General features: G+C 76.0%; 8 protein-coding genes and 1 pseudogene. 4 read left to right on the top strand and 5 right to left on the bottom strand.

Annotated features, from left to right (window positions below; translation table 11 throughout):
- Positions 1-327: 327 nt before the first annotated feature.
- Positions 328-1620: pseudogene (locus ACZ3YO_RS35885) on the bottom strand (PP2C family protein-serine/threonine phosphatase); the annotation flags it as partial.
- Positions 1621-1762: 142 nt separating this feature from the next.
- On the bottom strand, positions 1763-3151 hold the full coding sequence (locus ACZ3YO_RS35880; protein ID WP_465577936.1) for an NAD(P)/FAD-dependent oxidoreductase: 1389 nt from the start codon (positions 3149-3151) through the stop codon (positions 1763-1765).
- A 554-nt stretch (positions 3152-3705) separates the two neighbouring features.
- On the opposite strand from ACZ3YO_RS35880, the gene ACZ3YO_RS35875 reads away from it, so the two are divergent.
- Positions 3706-4665: a helix-turn-helix domain-containing protein gene (locus ACZ3YO_RS35875; RefSeq protein WP_465577926.1), complete on the top strand. Its 960-nt coding sequence runs from the start codon at positions 3706-3708 to the stop codon at positions 4663-4665.
- A gap of 573 nt (positions 4666-5238) precedes the next feature.
- The gene (locus ACZ3YO_RS35870; protein ID WP_465577924.1) at positions 5239-7344 is read left to right on the top strand and encodes a sigma-70 family RNA polymerase sigma factor; all 2106 of its coding nucleotides are present in this window, start codon (positions 5239-5241) and stop codon (positions 7342-7344) included.
- Positions 7345-7470: 126 nt separating this feature from the next.
- Here ACZ3YO_RS35870 and ACZ3YO_RS35865 read toward each other — a convergent pair whose 3' ends face one another.
- From ACZ3YO_RS35865 to ACZ3YO_RS35855, 3 genes are all read right to left on the bottom strand, one after another.
- Positions 7471-8175 carry a DsbA family oxidoreductase gene (locus ACZ3YO_RS35865; protein ID WP_465577922.1) on the bottom strand — a complete coding sequence of 235 codons (705 nt, stop codon included), beginning with the start codon at positions 8173-8175 and terminating at the stop codon, positions 7471-7473.
- A 98-nt stretch (positions 8176-8273) separates the two neighbouring features.
- A complete protein-coding gene (locus tag ACZ3YO_RS35860; RefSeq protein ID WP_396325505.1) occupies positions 8274-8795 on the bottom strand; it encodes a universal stress protein in 522 nt (173 codons plus the stop codon).
- Positions 8796-8936: 141 nt separating this feature from the next.
- Positions 8937-11108, bottom strand: coding sequence for an asparagine synthase-related protein (locus ACZ3YO_RS35855; RefSeq protein ID WP_465577920.1), 2172 nt, complete (start codon positions 11106-11108; stop codon positions 8937-8939).
- A gap of 777 nt (positions 11109-11885) precedes the next feature.
- Between ACZ3YO_RS35855 and ACZ3YO_RS35850 the strand changes: the two genes are divergently transcribed.
- Both ACZ3YO_RS35850 and ACZ3YO_RS35845 read left to right on the top strand, forming a co-directional pair.
- Entirely contained in the window at positions 11886-13313 is a 1428-nt protein-coding gene (locus ACZ3YO_RS35850) for an MFS transporter (RefSeq protein ID WP_396325507.1), read from the top strand.
- Positions 13314-13862: 549 nt separating this feature from the next.
- Entirely contained in the window at positions 13863-15452 is a 1590-nt protein-coding gene (locus ACZ3YO_RS35845; RefSeq protein ID WP_465577918.1) for a TROVE domain-containing protein, read from the top strand.
- The last annotated feature ends 36 nt before the right edge of the window (positions 15453-15488 follow it).

Raw genomic sequence — 15488 nt, 5'->3', positions numbered from 1 at the left:
GTCTTCTGCGGCTTGACGCCCCGTCCGACGTTTCAAACTCTAGCCCATCCCCGCCTCGAAAGGCGAATCCGGCCGCAATCCATATAAACGGGCACGCCGAATAAGACCCGAGCCGCGTCGCCGAAAAAGGCAATACGCGACCCAGCCCGAACCGGGAAGTGTGTTTCTAGGGATTGGCTGCCCCGGGACCGTCCGCGCCGATGCGTGTCCGGTGCTCCCTGCCAGGCAGCTCGAAGAACACTAGACCTCTTGCGGGTCCGGGTCAACCCCGGTCCGTAGCCCTTCCTGCAGCTCCAGCCGGGGCTTCGGCTCCGGAGGGTTCTCCTCGGCCGGCAGTTGGAAGGCGAGCACGGCGACGTCGTCGTCGTGCTCCGCGGTCACGCCCATCGCCCGGAGCAGCCTGGCGCAGATGACCTCGGGAGCGCCGACCGCGCCGGTGAGGGTGCGGGCCAGGAGGTCGAGGCCCTGGTCGATGTCCTCGTCCCGGCGCTCCACGAGGCCGTCCGTATAGAGGACGCCGGTGGTGCCGGGAAGCAGGCGCAGCGTGTGCGAGACGTGGACGCCGCCGCCGGTGCCGAGCGGCGGGCCGTTCTGTTCCTCTCCGCGCAGGACGGTGCCGTCGGGGCAGCGCAACAGCATGGGGAGATGGCCCGCGGAGGCGTAGGTGAGGGTGCGGCGCCGGGGATCCCAGACGGCGTAGGCGCAGGTGGCGATCTGGTTGGCGTCGATCTCCATGGCGAGGCCGTCGAGCAGGCTCATCACCTCGTGCGGGGGGAGGTCGAGGCGGGCATAGGCGCGGACGGCCGTCCTGAGCTGCCCCATGACGGCGGCGGCGCGCAGTCCGCGGCCCATCACGTCGCCGATGACCAGTGCCGTCCGGCCGCCGTCGATGGCGATGACGTCGTACCAGTCGCCGCCGACCGCGGCCTCGGCGCCACCCGGCTGGTAGGTGGCGGCGACCCGGAGGTCCGCCGGCTGGTCGAGCTTCTGCGGGAGCAGGCTGCGCTGGAGGGTGACGGCGGCCTCGCGCTGCCGGCGTTCGGCCTCCCGGAGGCGGGCGGCGGCGAGGACCTGGTCCGTGACCTCGGCGGCGAAGATGAGGACGCCGGCGGGCGGCGTCTCCTTGGGCTCGTCGGTGTCGCCCGGGTCCGTGCGGTGTTCCTGGCGGCTGAGCGGGACGCAGGAGACGTTGTAGTAGCGGTTGCCGGTGAGGCCGAGGATGCAGCGGGCCTTGACGCTGCGCGGCCGGCCGCCGCGGATGACCTGGTCCATCAGTGGCAGGACGCCCATGGTGCCGAGTTCGGGCAGGGCGTCGCAGGCGGGCAGACCGGTGGGGCGGTCGCCGAAGAGTTCGCGGTAGGCGCGGTTGGCGTAGCCGAGCTGGTGCAGCGGGCCGTAGGTGACGGCGACCGGGGCGGGAATGCGGTTCAGCACCTCGCGGAGGTCCTGGGGCCGCTGAGGGTCGAGCACCTCGGTCGGGCTGACGAGGCTGGTGGGGTCGCGTGGGCTGGGGACCACGACGTCGCCGGACGGCGCGCCCTGGTCGGTGCCGGTCCCCGTGGACGGGGCGGCACGCCAAGGGACTCCGGTGAGCCGGGCGCTCCAGCGCATGAGATTCAAACGACGGCCGCTTCCTCGGTTTCCAGGCATATCATCACTTTTTGTATGCGCACTGGCACACGGGGTAATGACTCGGTTGGGCAGATCCTGTCAGGCGGAGGCCCGATTCCGGAAGTCGCGCGCGCACGGCGCGGCCGTCATGTCAGTCACAGCCGGGCCCGGACCTCGGCCCGGAGCCGGGCCCGGAGCCCGGACCGAACCCCGCCTCGAACTCCGAGCGGGGGTGCTCGACCGCCCCCAGCGAGACCACCTCGCGGGAGAACACCCCGCCCAGCAGCCAGTCCATCAGGACCCGCACCCTCCGGTCGGTGCTCGGCATCCGGCGCAGGTGCCGGGCCCGGTGCAGCCACCAGGCCCGCCGGCCGGTCAGCCGGCCGCCGCGCCGCGTGTGCGCGACGGCCCGGCGCAGGCCGAGCGAGGTCGAGCAGGCCGCGCGGTCCGGCCGGTACTCGGCGATGCCCGCCGCCCGGGGGCCGCCCTCCAGCGCGACGAGCACGTTGGCGGCGAGCAGCTCGGCCTGCGCGAAGGCGTGCTGGGCGTTGGGCGCGCAGGGCGCCCCGTCGGCGTGCGGGTCAGGTACGGCGGCGCCGTCCCCGGCGGCCCAGACCCCGGGCAGCGCCCGGCCGTCCGGGCCGACGGCCTGCAGGGTGGCCAGGCAGCGGATCCGGCCGGAGGTGTCCAGCGGAAGGTCGGTGTCGCGCAGCAGTGGGGACGGGCGCACCCCGGCCGTCCAGACCAGCGTGCGGGCGGCGAAGCGGCTGCCGTCGGAGAGCGCCATGACCCGCCCGGCGGCCGACTCCAGGGTGGTGTGCAGCCGGACGTCGACGCTTCGCTCGCGCAGTTGGGCCAGGGTGTGCGCAGCCAGCTCGGGGGACTCCTCGGCGAGGATCCGGCCGGAGGCCTCGACCAGCACCCAGCGCAGGTCCTCGGGGCTGATGTTGTGGTAGTCGCGGACCGCGTACCGGGCCATGTCCTCCAGCTCGGCGAGCGCGCCGACGCCCGCGTAGCCCGCGCCGACGAAGACGAAGGTGAGCGCGGCCTGGCGCAGGGCCGGGTCACGGGTGGCGGAGGCGAGGTCGAGCTGTTCCAGGACGTGGTTGCGCAGGCTCACCGCCTCGCCGACGGTGGAGAAGCCGAGGCCGTGTTCGGCCAGGCCGGGGACGGGTGCCGTCCGGGAGACCGAGCCCGGGGCCGCCACCAGGACGTCGTAGTCCAGCTCGACGGGGGCGGGCGGTTCGCCCTGGCCGGCGGCGTCGGCCCAGGCCCGGCGGGTGGCGTGCTCGATCCGGGTGATCCGGGCGGTGAGGACGCGGCAGTCCGGCAGCGCGCGGCGCAGCGGGACGACCACGTGGCGGGGGTCGATCGAGCCGGCCGCGACCTCGGCGAGCAGCGGGTGGTAGGTCAGGTAGGACTGCGGTTCGACCACGGTGATCTCCACGTCGCCGCGGCGGAGCCGATCGCGCAGGCCGCGCTGGAGGTGCAGCGCGGCGGACATCCCGGCGCAGCCGCCCCCGACGATCAGGATCCTGATAGCGCACCTCCGGCCGAAGTGACCCTTCCCCCGGCCCCGTCGGCCGGGGCACCCCCCACCACGCCCTCCATGAAGGACCGTCGGGGGCCCTCTTGTCCACAGTCCGTGCCGAGGCAGTTGGGGCGGGAGTGGACAGGTGGGGCCGGATGTGCTGCCGGGGCGAGTTTCTGACGCACTTTCGGCTTTCAACGGCGGTGAACTATGGTCGGATTGCGTGTCGGAGCGGCCATCGCCATGTCAACCGGCGGCGACGCACCGTGGAGCTGCCATTACGGCCAGTTCCAGCGTTGGCGGGAGCAACCCGACTGCGGGAGCGTGATCCGGGGAAGGGTAGTCCCGCACGAGGCCTCAAACGTGTGGCGTTCATGCGTATGCGGTCGGACATGTGCGGTCCGGCGATCGTGGTCGGGCACCACCTGGGCAGGGCGAGCGGCACAACCGGCACGAGCGATGGGTCATCGGGTCATTTCTGACAACGGACGGAGCTGCACCGGGGGGTGCAGGGGCGGGCGACGACAGGGCCCGGGATCGGGCGCCTGCGGGGGAGAGTTGGGATGATGGAGCAGGATCGACTGTTGGGGCGGGATGCACCGCGTGCCGTCCAGGGTGTGGTGCCGGAGCAGCGCGGCCCCGCGGACCTTCCGGTGCAGGCCGGGACGGCGCAGGCCGGGACGGCGTACGCCGGGGTGCCGTACCGGGCCGAGCCGCCGCAGGGCGGTGGCGGTCCGGCGCCCGGGGCCAGGCTGCGGGTGGACGCCCGGCGGAACCTGGAGAGCGTGCTGCGTGCGGCCCGCCAGGTGTTCGGCGAGTTCGGCTACGACGCGCCGATGGAGGAGGTCGCGCGCCGGGCCGGGGTCGGGGTCGGCACGGTGTACCGGCGCTTCCCGAGCAAGGAGGTGCTGGTCCAGCGGATCGCCGCCGAGGAGGTGGCCTGGCTGACCACGCAGGCGCGCGAGTCGCTGTACGGCGGCGGGGGCGCCTGGGAGTCGCTGGCCGGGTACCTGGCGCGGGCGGTGTCCACGGGTGCCGGGCGGCTGCTGCCGCCGGAGGCCTTCAGGTACGCGGAGGAGCTGGGCCGGGTGCCGGGGCAGCGTTCCGGCGATCCGGCGGGGGCGGGCGGGCTCCTCGGGGGCCGGTTCGAGCCACACGGCACCCGGGCGCACGGCACCGGACCGGCCGGCGCCGTGGCGCAGCAGGACGCTGGGGAGCCGGCGCCGGCCGATGCGGACCCGCGGCTGCTGCTGCAGCTGCTGGCCGCGCTGGTGGCCCGGGCGGGTGCGGCGGGCGAGCTGCGCCCCGGGGTGACGGTGGCGGACGTGGTGCTGGTGCTGACCGCCTCGGTGCCGGTGCACGCCACGCGCGCGGTCGCGGGGGAGCAGCCCGCGCACGCGTCGGCGGCGGCCCCGGCGGGCGGTTCACCGGTGACGAGTGGTCGGCAGACGGACGGTCAGCCCGCGGTGGGCCCGGCCGACCGGCTGCTGCAGATCCTGCTGGACGGCCTGCGGGCGCGCTGAGCTCCGGCCACCGGGGGCCTCCGTCCGTTTCGGGCAGGCGGGTTGGACGTCGGAGCGGCGCGCGCGAACGGGGCTCGCCCCGTTCGGCCGCCGTGCTCCCGGACGCAGGGCGCGGGCCGAACACATCCGCGACGGCCCCTCGGAAGAGTGGGTCACGGCGGTCCGGCTACCGCCCAACTCTGCGCTATGCCATCCTTTGCCCGTGGTTGGAGCCAATGTCCCGATGCGCGCCGTTCGCGCGCACTCGGCGCCGTACGACGGGAAATCGTGCGCCCACGTACTCCCGCGCGCCCTGCCACACTGCGGGGGCTGTCGTGGAATCTGGGGTCCGTTGTGAGCGCCGAGGAACAGAACGACTACGGCTACGGCCTCGACTTCGGCCGATCGGGCACGGGCGGGCCGCAGGGCGCGGCTGACGGTCCGAGCGCCGGTTCGCCCGGTCACGCGCCGGGGCACACGCCCGGCGCCCTGCCCGGACGGTCAGGGCCGTCACCGTCCGGACATCAGCGGTCCGGACAGCAGGGGACCCCGGGCAATCCCGGGAACCCGGGACAGGTGCCGGACCAGGCCGGCATGCCCAGCCGCGAATCGCTCTCCGCCTCCGCCGCCGCGCTCCCACCCACCCGCGTCCCCGGCCAGGCCACGGCCGGCCGGGGCGGCGTCGCCCCCGAGGCCTTCGTCGGGGACGGCGTCCCCGCCCGCCCGACCGTGCCCGCGCCCGCCGACCCGGTGGACGGCGAGCGCCCGCCCTCCGACGCCGAGTTGACCGCCCTCGTCCGGGCCGGCGACGACGCCGCGTACGAGGAGATCTACCGCCGGCACGCCGACTCGGTGCGCCGCTACGCGCGGACCTGCTGCCGTGACAGCTTCACCGCCGAGGACCTCGCCGGCGAGGTGTTCGCCCGCACCCTTCAGGCGCTGAAGGCGGGCAAGGGCCCTGAGTTCGCCGTCCGCGCCTACCTGCTGACCGCGGTGCGCAACGTCGCCGCCGCCTGGACCCGCAGCGAGCGCCGCGAACAACTCGTCGACGACTTCAGCGCGTTCGCGCAGACCTCGGTCGCCACCCTCGACCTCGACCTGGCCGACCCGGGGGCCGACGCCTGGGCGATGGCGATGGCCGACCAGCGCATGGTGATGCAGGCCTACGCCGAACTGCCCGAGGACGACCGGATGGTGCTCTGGCACACCGAGGTCGAGCGGGAGTCCCCGAAGACCGTCGCGGTGATGCTCGGCAAGACCGCCAACGCCACCGCCGTCCAGGCGCACCGGGCGCGCGACCGGCTGGCCGCGGGGTTCCTCCAGGCGCACGTCTCGGGCAGCCAGGACCGGGCCTGCCAGGCGTACGCCAACCGGCTCGGCGCGTACGCGCGCGGTTCGCTGCGCAAGCGGGCGTCGGCCGAGGTCGGCCGGCATCTGAAGGAGTGCGACCGGTGCACGGCCGCCTGCCTGGAGCTGTCCGAGATCAACCACGGTCTGCGGGCGCTGCTGCCCGGCGGCGTGCTGGTCTGGGTCGGCCTGGGTGGCTTCAGCGCCGCCGCGGCCGCCGTGGGCGGGGCGGCGGCGGTCAGCGGTGCGGCGGCCGGATCGGCGGCGGCCACGTCGGCGGCCTCGGGAGGTGCGACGGGCGGCGCGACGGCGGGCGCGACGGCGGGCGGTGCCGCCGGTGGTGCGGCGGGGTCCGGCAGCGGGGCCACCGGTGCGGCGGTCGGCCAGGGCCTGGGCGCCGCGGCGAAGGCCGGGATCGCCGCCGCCGTCGCGGTGGCCGCGGCCGCCGTCGCCGCGTACGCACTGACCGGCGCGCCCGAGCCGAAGCCCCCGCTGGCCGCTCCCCCGGCCTCCTCCCCCGCCGTGCCCGCGCCGCCACCGGCCCCGCCGGCGCCACCGCGCCAGGCCCCGAGCAGCCCCGCTCCTCCGCCGCCGGCGGCGGAGGAGCCCGCGCCGAGTCCGTCCGCCACGCCGGCGCCGAAGGCCCCGCCGCGCCCGGCGCCCAAGGCCGTGCCGCCGCCACCCGCGCCGAGCCCGCGCCCGGCGTCCCCGACGCCGACGCCCGCACTCGCCACGACGACGCCGAAGCCCCTGCCGCCGAAGCCCCCCGTGCCGGAGGTGCCGACGCCGGTCGTGCCGCCGGTGCCCACGCCGGACGTGCCTGTGGTGCCCACCCCCACGCTCCCGCCGGTGCCGACACCGAAACCGCCGACACCGACACCGACACCGACGCCGCCGGCCCCGACCGACTTCTGGGCCGACGACCTGCCGGTGCGCAAGCCCGGCAACAACCGGGTGCCGCCGCCGGGCCCGAGCATCCGGCAGAAGGGCAGCGACTGGTTCTGGCAGCGCGACAGCGTCTCGATCGGCGGCACCCGGCACGCGCACGGCATCACCGTGCACGCGCCCGCCAGCACGCAGATCGACCTCAACCGCGGCTGCACGTCCTTCGACGCGCTGGCCGGGGTGGACGACGTCACCGCCTCGCCCGGCGGCGTGGTCTTCTCCGTGCAGGGCGGTGACGGCCGCACGCTCTGGCGGTCACCGGTCCTGGCCACGGGGGACGACGCGGTGCCGGTGCACGTGCCGCTGGACGGGCAGAAGTCGATCCGGCTGGTCGTCACCCCGGCGCACGGCTTCTGGTCGGCACTGAACGCGGCGGACTGGGCCGAGGCCCGCTTCAGGTGCGTCTGACGCGGTGAAGCGGGCCTCGGGGGGGGGCGTGCTCGTGGTGGTCCTCCGGACAGCCGGTGCTCTCCGTGGACAGCCGGCGCTCTCCGTGGCCGGACAGCCGGTGCCTCTCCGCGGGCAGCGGGCGGGTCAGATCGCGCAGGCGCCGTCCGCGCAGGCCTCCCCGGCCGGGGCGACCTGCACCGGCACCGGGCGGCGCTCGCCGATCTCGGTGGCGACCTGCTCCAGCACCTTGCGGAAGGTCTCGGCCTCCTGGCCGCCCTGGACCGCCCACTTGCCCTCGAAGACGAAGGTCGGCACGGCGGTGATGCCCAGCTCACGGGCCTCCGCCAGCTGGGCGCGGACCTCGGCGGTGCCCTCGTCGCCCGCGAGGTAGGCCGCCACCCGGTCGCGGTCCAGGCCGGCCGCGACGGAGACCTCGGTCAGCGCCGCGCGGTCGCCGACGTCCACGCCGTCGGTGAAGTGCGCCTTGAGCAGCGCCTCCTTCAGCCGGCCCTGGACGGCCGCGCCGTACTCGGTCTCGGCGAGGTGGAGCAGCCGGTGGCCGAGGAAGGTGTTGGCGTGCAGCGCCGTGTCGAAGTCGTAGGTGATGCCCTCGGCGCGGCCCAGCTCGGCCACCCGCGCGTCCATCGCGACGGACTGCGGGCCGTAGCGCTCGGCCAGCCAGGCGCGGTGCGGGCTCGCCGTGGCCGGCGCGTCCGGCACCAGCTGGTACGGCCGGTAGACCACCTCGACGTTCTCCTTGCCCGCGAAGCCGTCGAGCGCCTCCTCGAAGCGGCGCTTGCCGATGTAGCACCAGGGGCAGGCGATGTCGGAGTAGATCTCGACCTTCATGACGGGCGTTCTCCAGGGGTGGGGAGGATGGGTTCCGAGATAGGTGAACGATGAACCATCTCGGGACATTCCCGGCAGGCCCGGCCCACCGCGGCGGATCACGGGTTCGGCGGTGCGGGGACGACCAGGACCGGGCAGACCGCGTGGTGGACCGCCGCCGAACTGACCGAGCCCAACAGCAGCCGGGCGTAGCCGCCGTTGCCGCGGGTGCCGAGCACCAGCGTGTGCTGCCGGCCCGAGGCGGCGAGCAGCACCTCGATCACGTTGCCGAGCACCACGTGCAGCGACAGCTCCCCCTCGTACCGGCGGATCCGGGCCCGCTGCACCGCGGCCACCGCGCGGCGCAGGCCGTCCGCCATGCTCTCGACCAGCGTCTCGACGCTCTCCTGCACCAGCTCGGCCATCCCCGGCGGGTACCCGGCCGGCGCCGGGTTGACCACCGCGAGCACGTAGAGCGGCAGGTCGAACCGCTCCGCCTCGGTCATCGCCCGGTCCAGCGCCCAGAGCGAGCCGTCCGAACCGTCGCACGCCGCCAGCACCCCGGGCGGGCGGCCCGTCGGCGGCCGGCCGAGCACCGACAGGACGACGGGAACGGACGGATCCGGGCTGGCGCTGGTCACCACGGCCTCCACGGTTGGGGGACGGACGGGACGGGATGGCGCCATGATTGCCCGCCCCGCCCATCCGGACGGGCGAGCCGCGCCGGGCCTTCACAACGGGCCCCTCGCCCCGCCGTGCTCCTGCGGGTCAGGCGAGGCGGGTCAGGCGAGGCGGGCCGGTGCGAGCGCGGGGCGCTGGGCGAGGGGGAGGCCGGTCCAGCAGGCACCGTGGCGGCGGGCGCGGACGCGGCGGAGCCAGAGCTCGGTGGCGACCAGTTCGGCGAGGCCCGCCAGGGTGCCGGGCGGCAGCGGGGTGGCCGGGTCGGCGGAGCGGGCCAGCCCGGCGCGGACGGCGGGGAGGTCGATCAGGCCCGCCTCGGCGAGCAGCGGGGCGTCGAACAGTTCGGCGAGGCCGTCGGCGGCCAGCCGCAGGCCGGCCCGGGCGGCGGCGGTGCGGTCGGGGCGGGGGCCGCGGCCCCAGTCGGGCGGCAGGTCGGTGCGGCCGGCGCCGGTGAGGACGGCATGCAGCAGGGCAGGCCGGGCACCGGGCTGGAGCCGGACGTCGTCGGGCAGCAGACGGGCCGCGCGGACCACCTGGTTGTCCAGGAACGGCGCGTGCAGCCGTTGGCCGGGCTGCTCGGCGACGTGCACCAGCGTGCGGAACCCGCGCGCATGCCTGTGCAGGGCGTGCCGGGCCCGGCGTGCGCCGGGCAGTTCGGCGGGCGCTGGTTCGCGCGCCGCCAGCCGCAGCCGCAGGGCGACCGCAGAGAGCGCCTCGTCGGAGAGCCAGCGGGCCGCCGGACCGGGGACGCACCAGGCCAGGTCGTCGGCCGAACGCGCGCCGGCCGTCCCGCCCCCGTCCGGGACGTGCCGGAGCGTCAGCTTCACCGCGGCGTCGTCGAGCGCCTCGGCGTAGCGGATCCGGGAGAGCCGGTGGGCGGCCCGGACCACGGTGAGCGGGGTCCGCAGCGCACCGGCCAGGACGCCGACGGCGGCGCGGTCGGCGCCGGCCAGCGCGGCCACCGGGGGCAGCAGTTCGCGCGGGCGGCCGGCCCGGACCAGGTCGGCGAGCCGGGCCGGGTGCCCGTCGAGCACCTGGCGGGCGCCGTACCCGGTGAGGTGGTCGGTGCCGCCGGCGTCGAAGCGGGCCTCGGCCCGGGCGGCGGCGACCAGTTCGGCACCCGGCTCGTCGGTGAGCCGGCCGGCCTGCGGCTCGGCCCGCAGGTCCGCGTAGGGGAGGGTGCCGGGGCCGGGGGCGAGCACGGTGTGCCGCAGCCGGGGCAGGTCCGGGGCGAGCGCGAGGGTGGCCGGCGTCCCGGTCTCGCCGAGGGTCACGGCGGCCAGCTGCTCCGGGGCGGACGGCGGCCGGGCGGCCGGGCGGGCCCAGGAACCCTTCACGGCCCCGCTCCGGGCACCCTCACCGCTCTGCGTCCCCCGGACCGGCGGCGCCCCGTGGGCCGGGATACCCGCACCCGGCACCGGGGCGAGCGGAACGGCGGCCGCGAGCAGGGCGACGGTGGCGGAGGCCGTCCCGTACGAGAGGTCGACGCCCAACCGGGCCCGGCCACCGGCCCCGGGGCCGGGCGCGGGGGTGCGGACCCGGGAGCGGACCGACTCCAGCAGGGCGCGGGTGAGTTCGCGGACGGCCGGCGCCTCGCCGCGCTGCTGCGCCGCGCCGGCGGGTTCGTCGTACGCCGAGAGGTAGGGACGGCCGCCCCGGATGGCCAGCGCGTAGCCCGGCGGCACCTGCCGCACGCCGAGGTACGGGGTGCCCGTGCCGAGCGCCTCCGGGGACTCGGGGCAGGCGAGCCGGGCGGCGAGGTGGCCGGTGTCGAGGGGTGCGCCGACCAGGTCGGCCAGCGGGAGGGCGGCGGTGGCGTACGCGGTGCCCCCGGCCCAGGGGGTGTGGAAGACGGGCTGGGCGCCGGCGAGGTCGGTGAGCAGCACGGTGGAGCGGGTGCCGGTGCGCAGTACGACGGTGTAGCTGCCGGGCCAGGCGGTGAGGTGGCGGACGGCGCCGCCGCGGGCGGCGGCGAGGCCGGCGGCGAGTTCGGCGTCGGACGCGCCACAGTGGCCGAGAACGGCGAGCCGGGTGGTGGCGGGGGTGTCCTCGGCGGGGTCGGGGCCGGCCGGGCCGGTGGTGACCGTGGCGCGGGCGCCGGGGCGGAGGGTGGCGAGGCGGATCTCCCCGGGCCGCCAGTCGCCGACCGCCCAGAGCGGATTGGGGCCGGTCCAGAGGGGGCGCGCGGCAATCGGTTCCACCGCGCCGGGCGCCTCGTGCGCCGGGGCGCCCGCCCGGGGTGAGCCCGTGCTCCAGCCCGTCAGCCACCGCATCGCGCCTCCACCGGACGAGGACCTGCCGCCGTGCGGCGCGTCCGCCGCCGGGCCGCCCTCTGCCAGCCCGTGGCGCGCCGCGGCGGCCGCCCACCGCGGATCCGGCGCGCCGTCAGGAGACATCGTGCCACCGGTTCGCGGTCGCGTGACCGGAGTTGGCGTTTCCGATTTCGCGTCGCCGGGCGGCACCGGGCTCCGTCACCGGGCCGCACCTCGCCGCGGGGCCGGGCGGCTCCGGCCGCACTGCCGGGCGGCTCCGCGGCTCCCGCCGGGCGGGCCGGGCCTCCCCCTCCACGGCCCGGACCGCCCTCACGGCCGCCTTGTCATGGCCATCGCGGGATGGCCGAAAGGCGTCGTTCGGCCCGGGAGGGCATCCGCATGCCCTCCCGGACTCCGCCACCGTCCGCGGGGATTGAGACGGCGGCATCCCCCGGCCCGCCGGGTCCTCGACGGCGGGCCGACCCACGACCACCAGCGAATCGCCGACCAGCCGGTCGGGCCAGGGGGCACGGCCGGGCGCACATCGACACGGGACCGGAGCACAACGCTCCGGCGCGCGGCCGGACCCACCGCCCGCGGCCGGTTCCGGACGGTCCGGACCGACCCCGCCGGAGCGCCCGCCGGACCGACCCCCGACCGCGGCCGGGTGCGCGATCCCGCCATCCGGAATGCGGCCCCTTAACCCTCGGAACGCGTCCGACTACTCTAGGTACAGCAGCTACGGCCCGGTGCCGCCCGGGCCCCGCGCACAAGGCCGCAGGAGGTGCCGCCGCCACCATGACCGTCAGCCCACGAGGACCGAACGAACGGCTCGGCACGCTCCTGACCCTCGCGCAGATCAGCAATGCCGGCCTGGCCCGTCGGGTCAACGACCTCGGCGCCCAACGGGGACTGACGCTGCGCTACGACAAGACCTCGGTCGCCCGCTGGGTCAGCAAGGGCATGGTCCCGCAGGGCCCCGTCCCGCACCTGATCGCCACCGCGATCGGCGGCAAGCTCGGCCGGCCGGTGCCGCTGGAGGAGATCGGCCTCGGCGACACCGACCCGGCGCCCGAACTCGGCCTGGCCTTCCCGCGCGAGGTCTCCGAGGCGGTCCGCTCGGCCACCGACCTCTGGCGGGTCGACCTCGACCTGCGGCGCGGCCCCGGCGGCGGCCGCTGGAGCGACAGCCTGGCCGGCACCTTCTCGGTGGCCGCGTACGCGACACCCGTCTCCCGCTGGCTGATCACCCCGGCGGACGGCTCGGTGGCCCGCGAGGCGCCGCGCACGCCCGCCGACGCGAGCTCGTACCGGGTCGGCCACTCGGACGCCGCCAAGCTCCGCGAGGCCGCCCAGGAGGCCCGCCGCTGGGACTCCAAGTACGGCGGCGGGGACTGGCGTTCCTCGATGGTCCCGGAGTGCCTGCGGGTGGAGGCTGCGCCGCTGCTGCTCGCCTCGTACAGCGACGCGGTCGGCCGGGCGCTGTTCGGCGCGACCGCCGAACTCACCCGCCTGGCCGGGTGGATGGCGTTCGACACCGGCCAGCACGAGGCGGCCCAGCGCTACTACATCCAGGCGCTGCGGCTGGCCAGGGCCGCCGCCGACGTGCCGCTCGGCGGCTACGTCCTGGCCTCGATGAGCCTGCAGGCCGGCTACCGGGGCTTCGCCGAGGAGGCGGTCGACCTCGCCCAGGCAGCGCTGGAGCGCAACCGGGGGCTGGCCACCGCCCGCACCATGAGCTTCTTCCACCTGGTCGAGGCACGGGCCCAGGCCAAGGCCCGCAATGCGGCGGCGTGCGCGACGGCGCTCGGCGCGGCGGAGAGCGCACTCGAACGGGCTCGCGCCGGGGACCCCGATCCGGCGTGGATCGACTTCTACGCCTACGACCGGCTCGCGGCCGACGCCGCCGAGTGCTTCCGCGACCTCGGAGTGCCCTCCAAGGTCCGCCAGTTCACCCGGGAGGCGCTGGCCCGGCCCACCGAGGGCTACGTCCGCTCGCACGGGCTGCGGCTGGTCGTCTCCGCGATGGCCGAGGCCGAGGCCGGCAACCTGGACGCGGCGGTCGCGGCCGGCGAACGCGCCGTCGAGGTGGCCGGCCGGATCTCCTCCCAGCGCAGCCGCGAGTACGTGGTGGAGATGCTCCGCCGCCTCGAACCGTTCCAGGGCGAGCGCCGGGTAAGGGAACTGACGGAGCGGGCGCGCGCGGTGATCGTCGCCCCGGCGTAGCGGCGCCCCGCGGTAATTCGGATGCACGGGCGGGAGAGGCCTGGCTATGGTCTCTCTCGTCCGGGTGCGCAGGCAGAGGTTACTTCCACTGTTAATGGGCGGGTCGCGGGTTCGAGTCCCGTCACCGACTTCGGGTCGGTGTAGCTCAGTCGGTAGAGCAGCTTCGTCACCTCAGCCGTCCTCGATCTCCGGACACCACATTCCTGAATAGGTTTTCCGCACCTCCCGGTGCGCGGGCAGCGGTTACTTCTTGGTGAGGCGTCGGTACGACGCTGCGGTTCGAGCCCGCACAACACCGCCGCCACCTTTGATCTCGGGAGGCAGAGCGCCGGGGGGTGCCCGGTGCGCAGGCGGGGGTTACTTCGGATCTTGCGGTTCCGGGTTCGAATCCCGGGCGTGACGTGCGCGAGCGCGGCCGCTAGCTCAATCCGGGTAGAGCACAAGGCATACACCTCCGCCGACGCCGGCCGCAGGGCCGGCACGATCTCGGGCACCCCCTGCTCCGCCATGCCTCCTGCACGTTCCACCAGCCAGCAGGGGGATTCCACCATGTCGCGTTTCAACGTCCGTACCGCCAAGCCGAGTCCGATCTCGCCCGTGACCACCACCGGGCGGCGCACCGTCAACCACAACGGCGGCACGGGATTCCTGCGCGACACCAAGTCCGAACTCTTCCTGCTGTCGGTCGCCAACCTCGTGGGCCAGGACACCTTCTACGAGAAGGGCGGGGCCCGGGACGACCGTTACACCGCACTGGTGCGCGAACTCGCCGTCGCCGACCCGGAGTGGACCCTCGGCCTGCTGCGCTGGCTGCGGTCCGGCGCCCACCTGCGCACGGCCGCACTGGTCGGCGCCGCCGAGTTCACCCGCGCCCGGCTGGACGCCAAGGCACCCGGATTCTCCCGGCAGGCCGTCGACGCCGCCCTCCAGCGCGCCGACGAGCCCGGCGAGCTGCTCGCCTATTGGACGTCCCGCTACGGCCGCGCCCTGCCGAAGCCGCTCAAGCGCGGCGTCGCGGACGCCGTCCGGCGGCTCTACAACGGCCGCTCGCTGCTCAAGTACGACACCGCGGCCAAGGGTTACCGCTTCGGCGACGTGCTGGAGCTGACCCACCCCTCGCCCGACCCGGCCAAGCCCTGGCAGGGCGAGCTGTTCCGCTACGCGCTGGACCGCCGGCACCGGCCGGACGAGGCCGTGCCGCCGGCCTCGGACGCACTGCTCACCGCCAACCGCGAGCTGCTCGCGCTGCCCGTCGAGCAGCGGCGGGCAGCGGTGACCGCCGAGGGCGGCGCCGAGCGGCTGGCCGCCGCCGGGCTGACCTGGGAGGCGCTGGCCGGCTGGCTGCAGGGACCGCTGGACGCGGACGTCTGGGAGGCGGTCATCCCGTCCATGGGCCCGATGTCACTGGTGCGCAACCTGCGCAACTTCGACCAGGCCGGGGTCTCGGACGAGACCGCGGCCGAGGTCGCGCGGCGGATCAGCGACCGGGGCGAGGTGCACCGCTCCCGCCAGTTCCCGTTCCGCTACCTCGCCGCCCACCGGCACGCGCCCTCGCTGCGCTGGGGGCACGCGCTGGAGACCGCGCTCTCCCACTCGCTCGCCAACGTGCCCTCGCTGCCCGGCCGGACGCTGGTCCTGGTCGACCGCTCGGGCTCGATGTTCGACCGGCCGAGCGCGCAGACCCAGCTCAACCGGGCTGACTCGGCGGCGATCTTCGCAACCGCCCTGAAGGTCCGGGCCGCCGACGCGGACCTGGTCGAGTTCGGCTCCACCAGCCGGGTCGTCGAGGTGGGCAGGGGCGAGGCGGTGCTGCGCGTCCTGGAGCGCTTCGGCAACCTCGGCGGCACCGCCACCGCGGAGGCCGTCCGCACCCACTACCGCGGCCACGACCGGGTCGTCATCGTCACCGACGAGCAGACCGGCCCCGGCCACTGGAACGGCGACCCGCTGGCCGCCGTCCCGGCCGAGGTGCCCGTCTACACGTGGAACCTGGCCGGCTACGCCCCCGGCCACGGCCCGAGCGGCGCGGCGAACCGCCACACCTTCGGCGGGCTGGGCGACGCCGCGTTCCGGCTGGTCCCCCTGCTGGAATCGGGCCGGGACGCGGCCTGGCCGTGGCTGGAGCCGGCGGGCCGCTGAGGCCCCCTCGACCGGCCCCGCCCGCCGTGGCAGCAT

It is taken from the genome of Kitasatospora sp. NPDC022785, from assembly GCF_055561295.1.
This window is presented reverse-complemented; position numbering and strand designations above follow the sequence as displayed.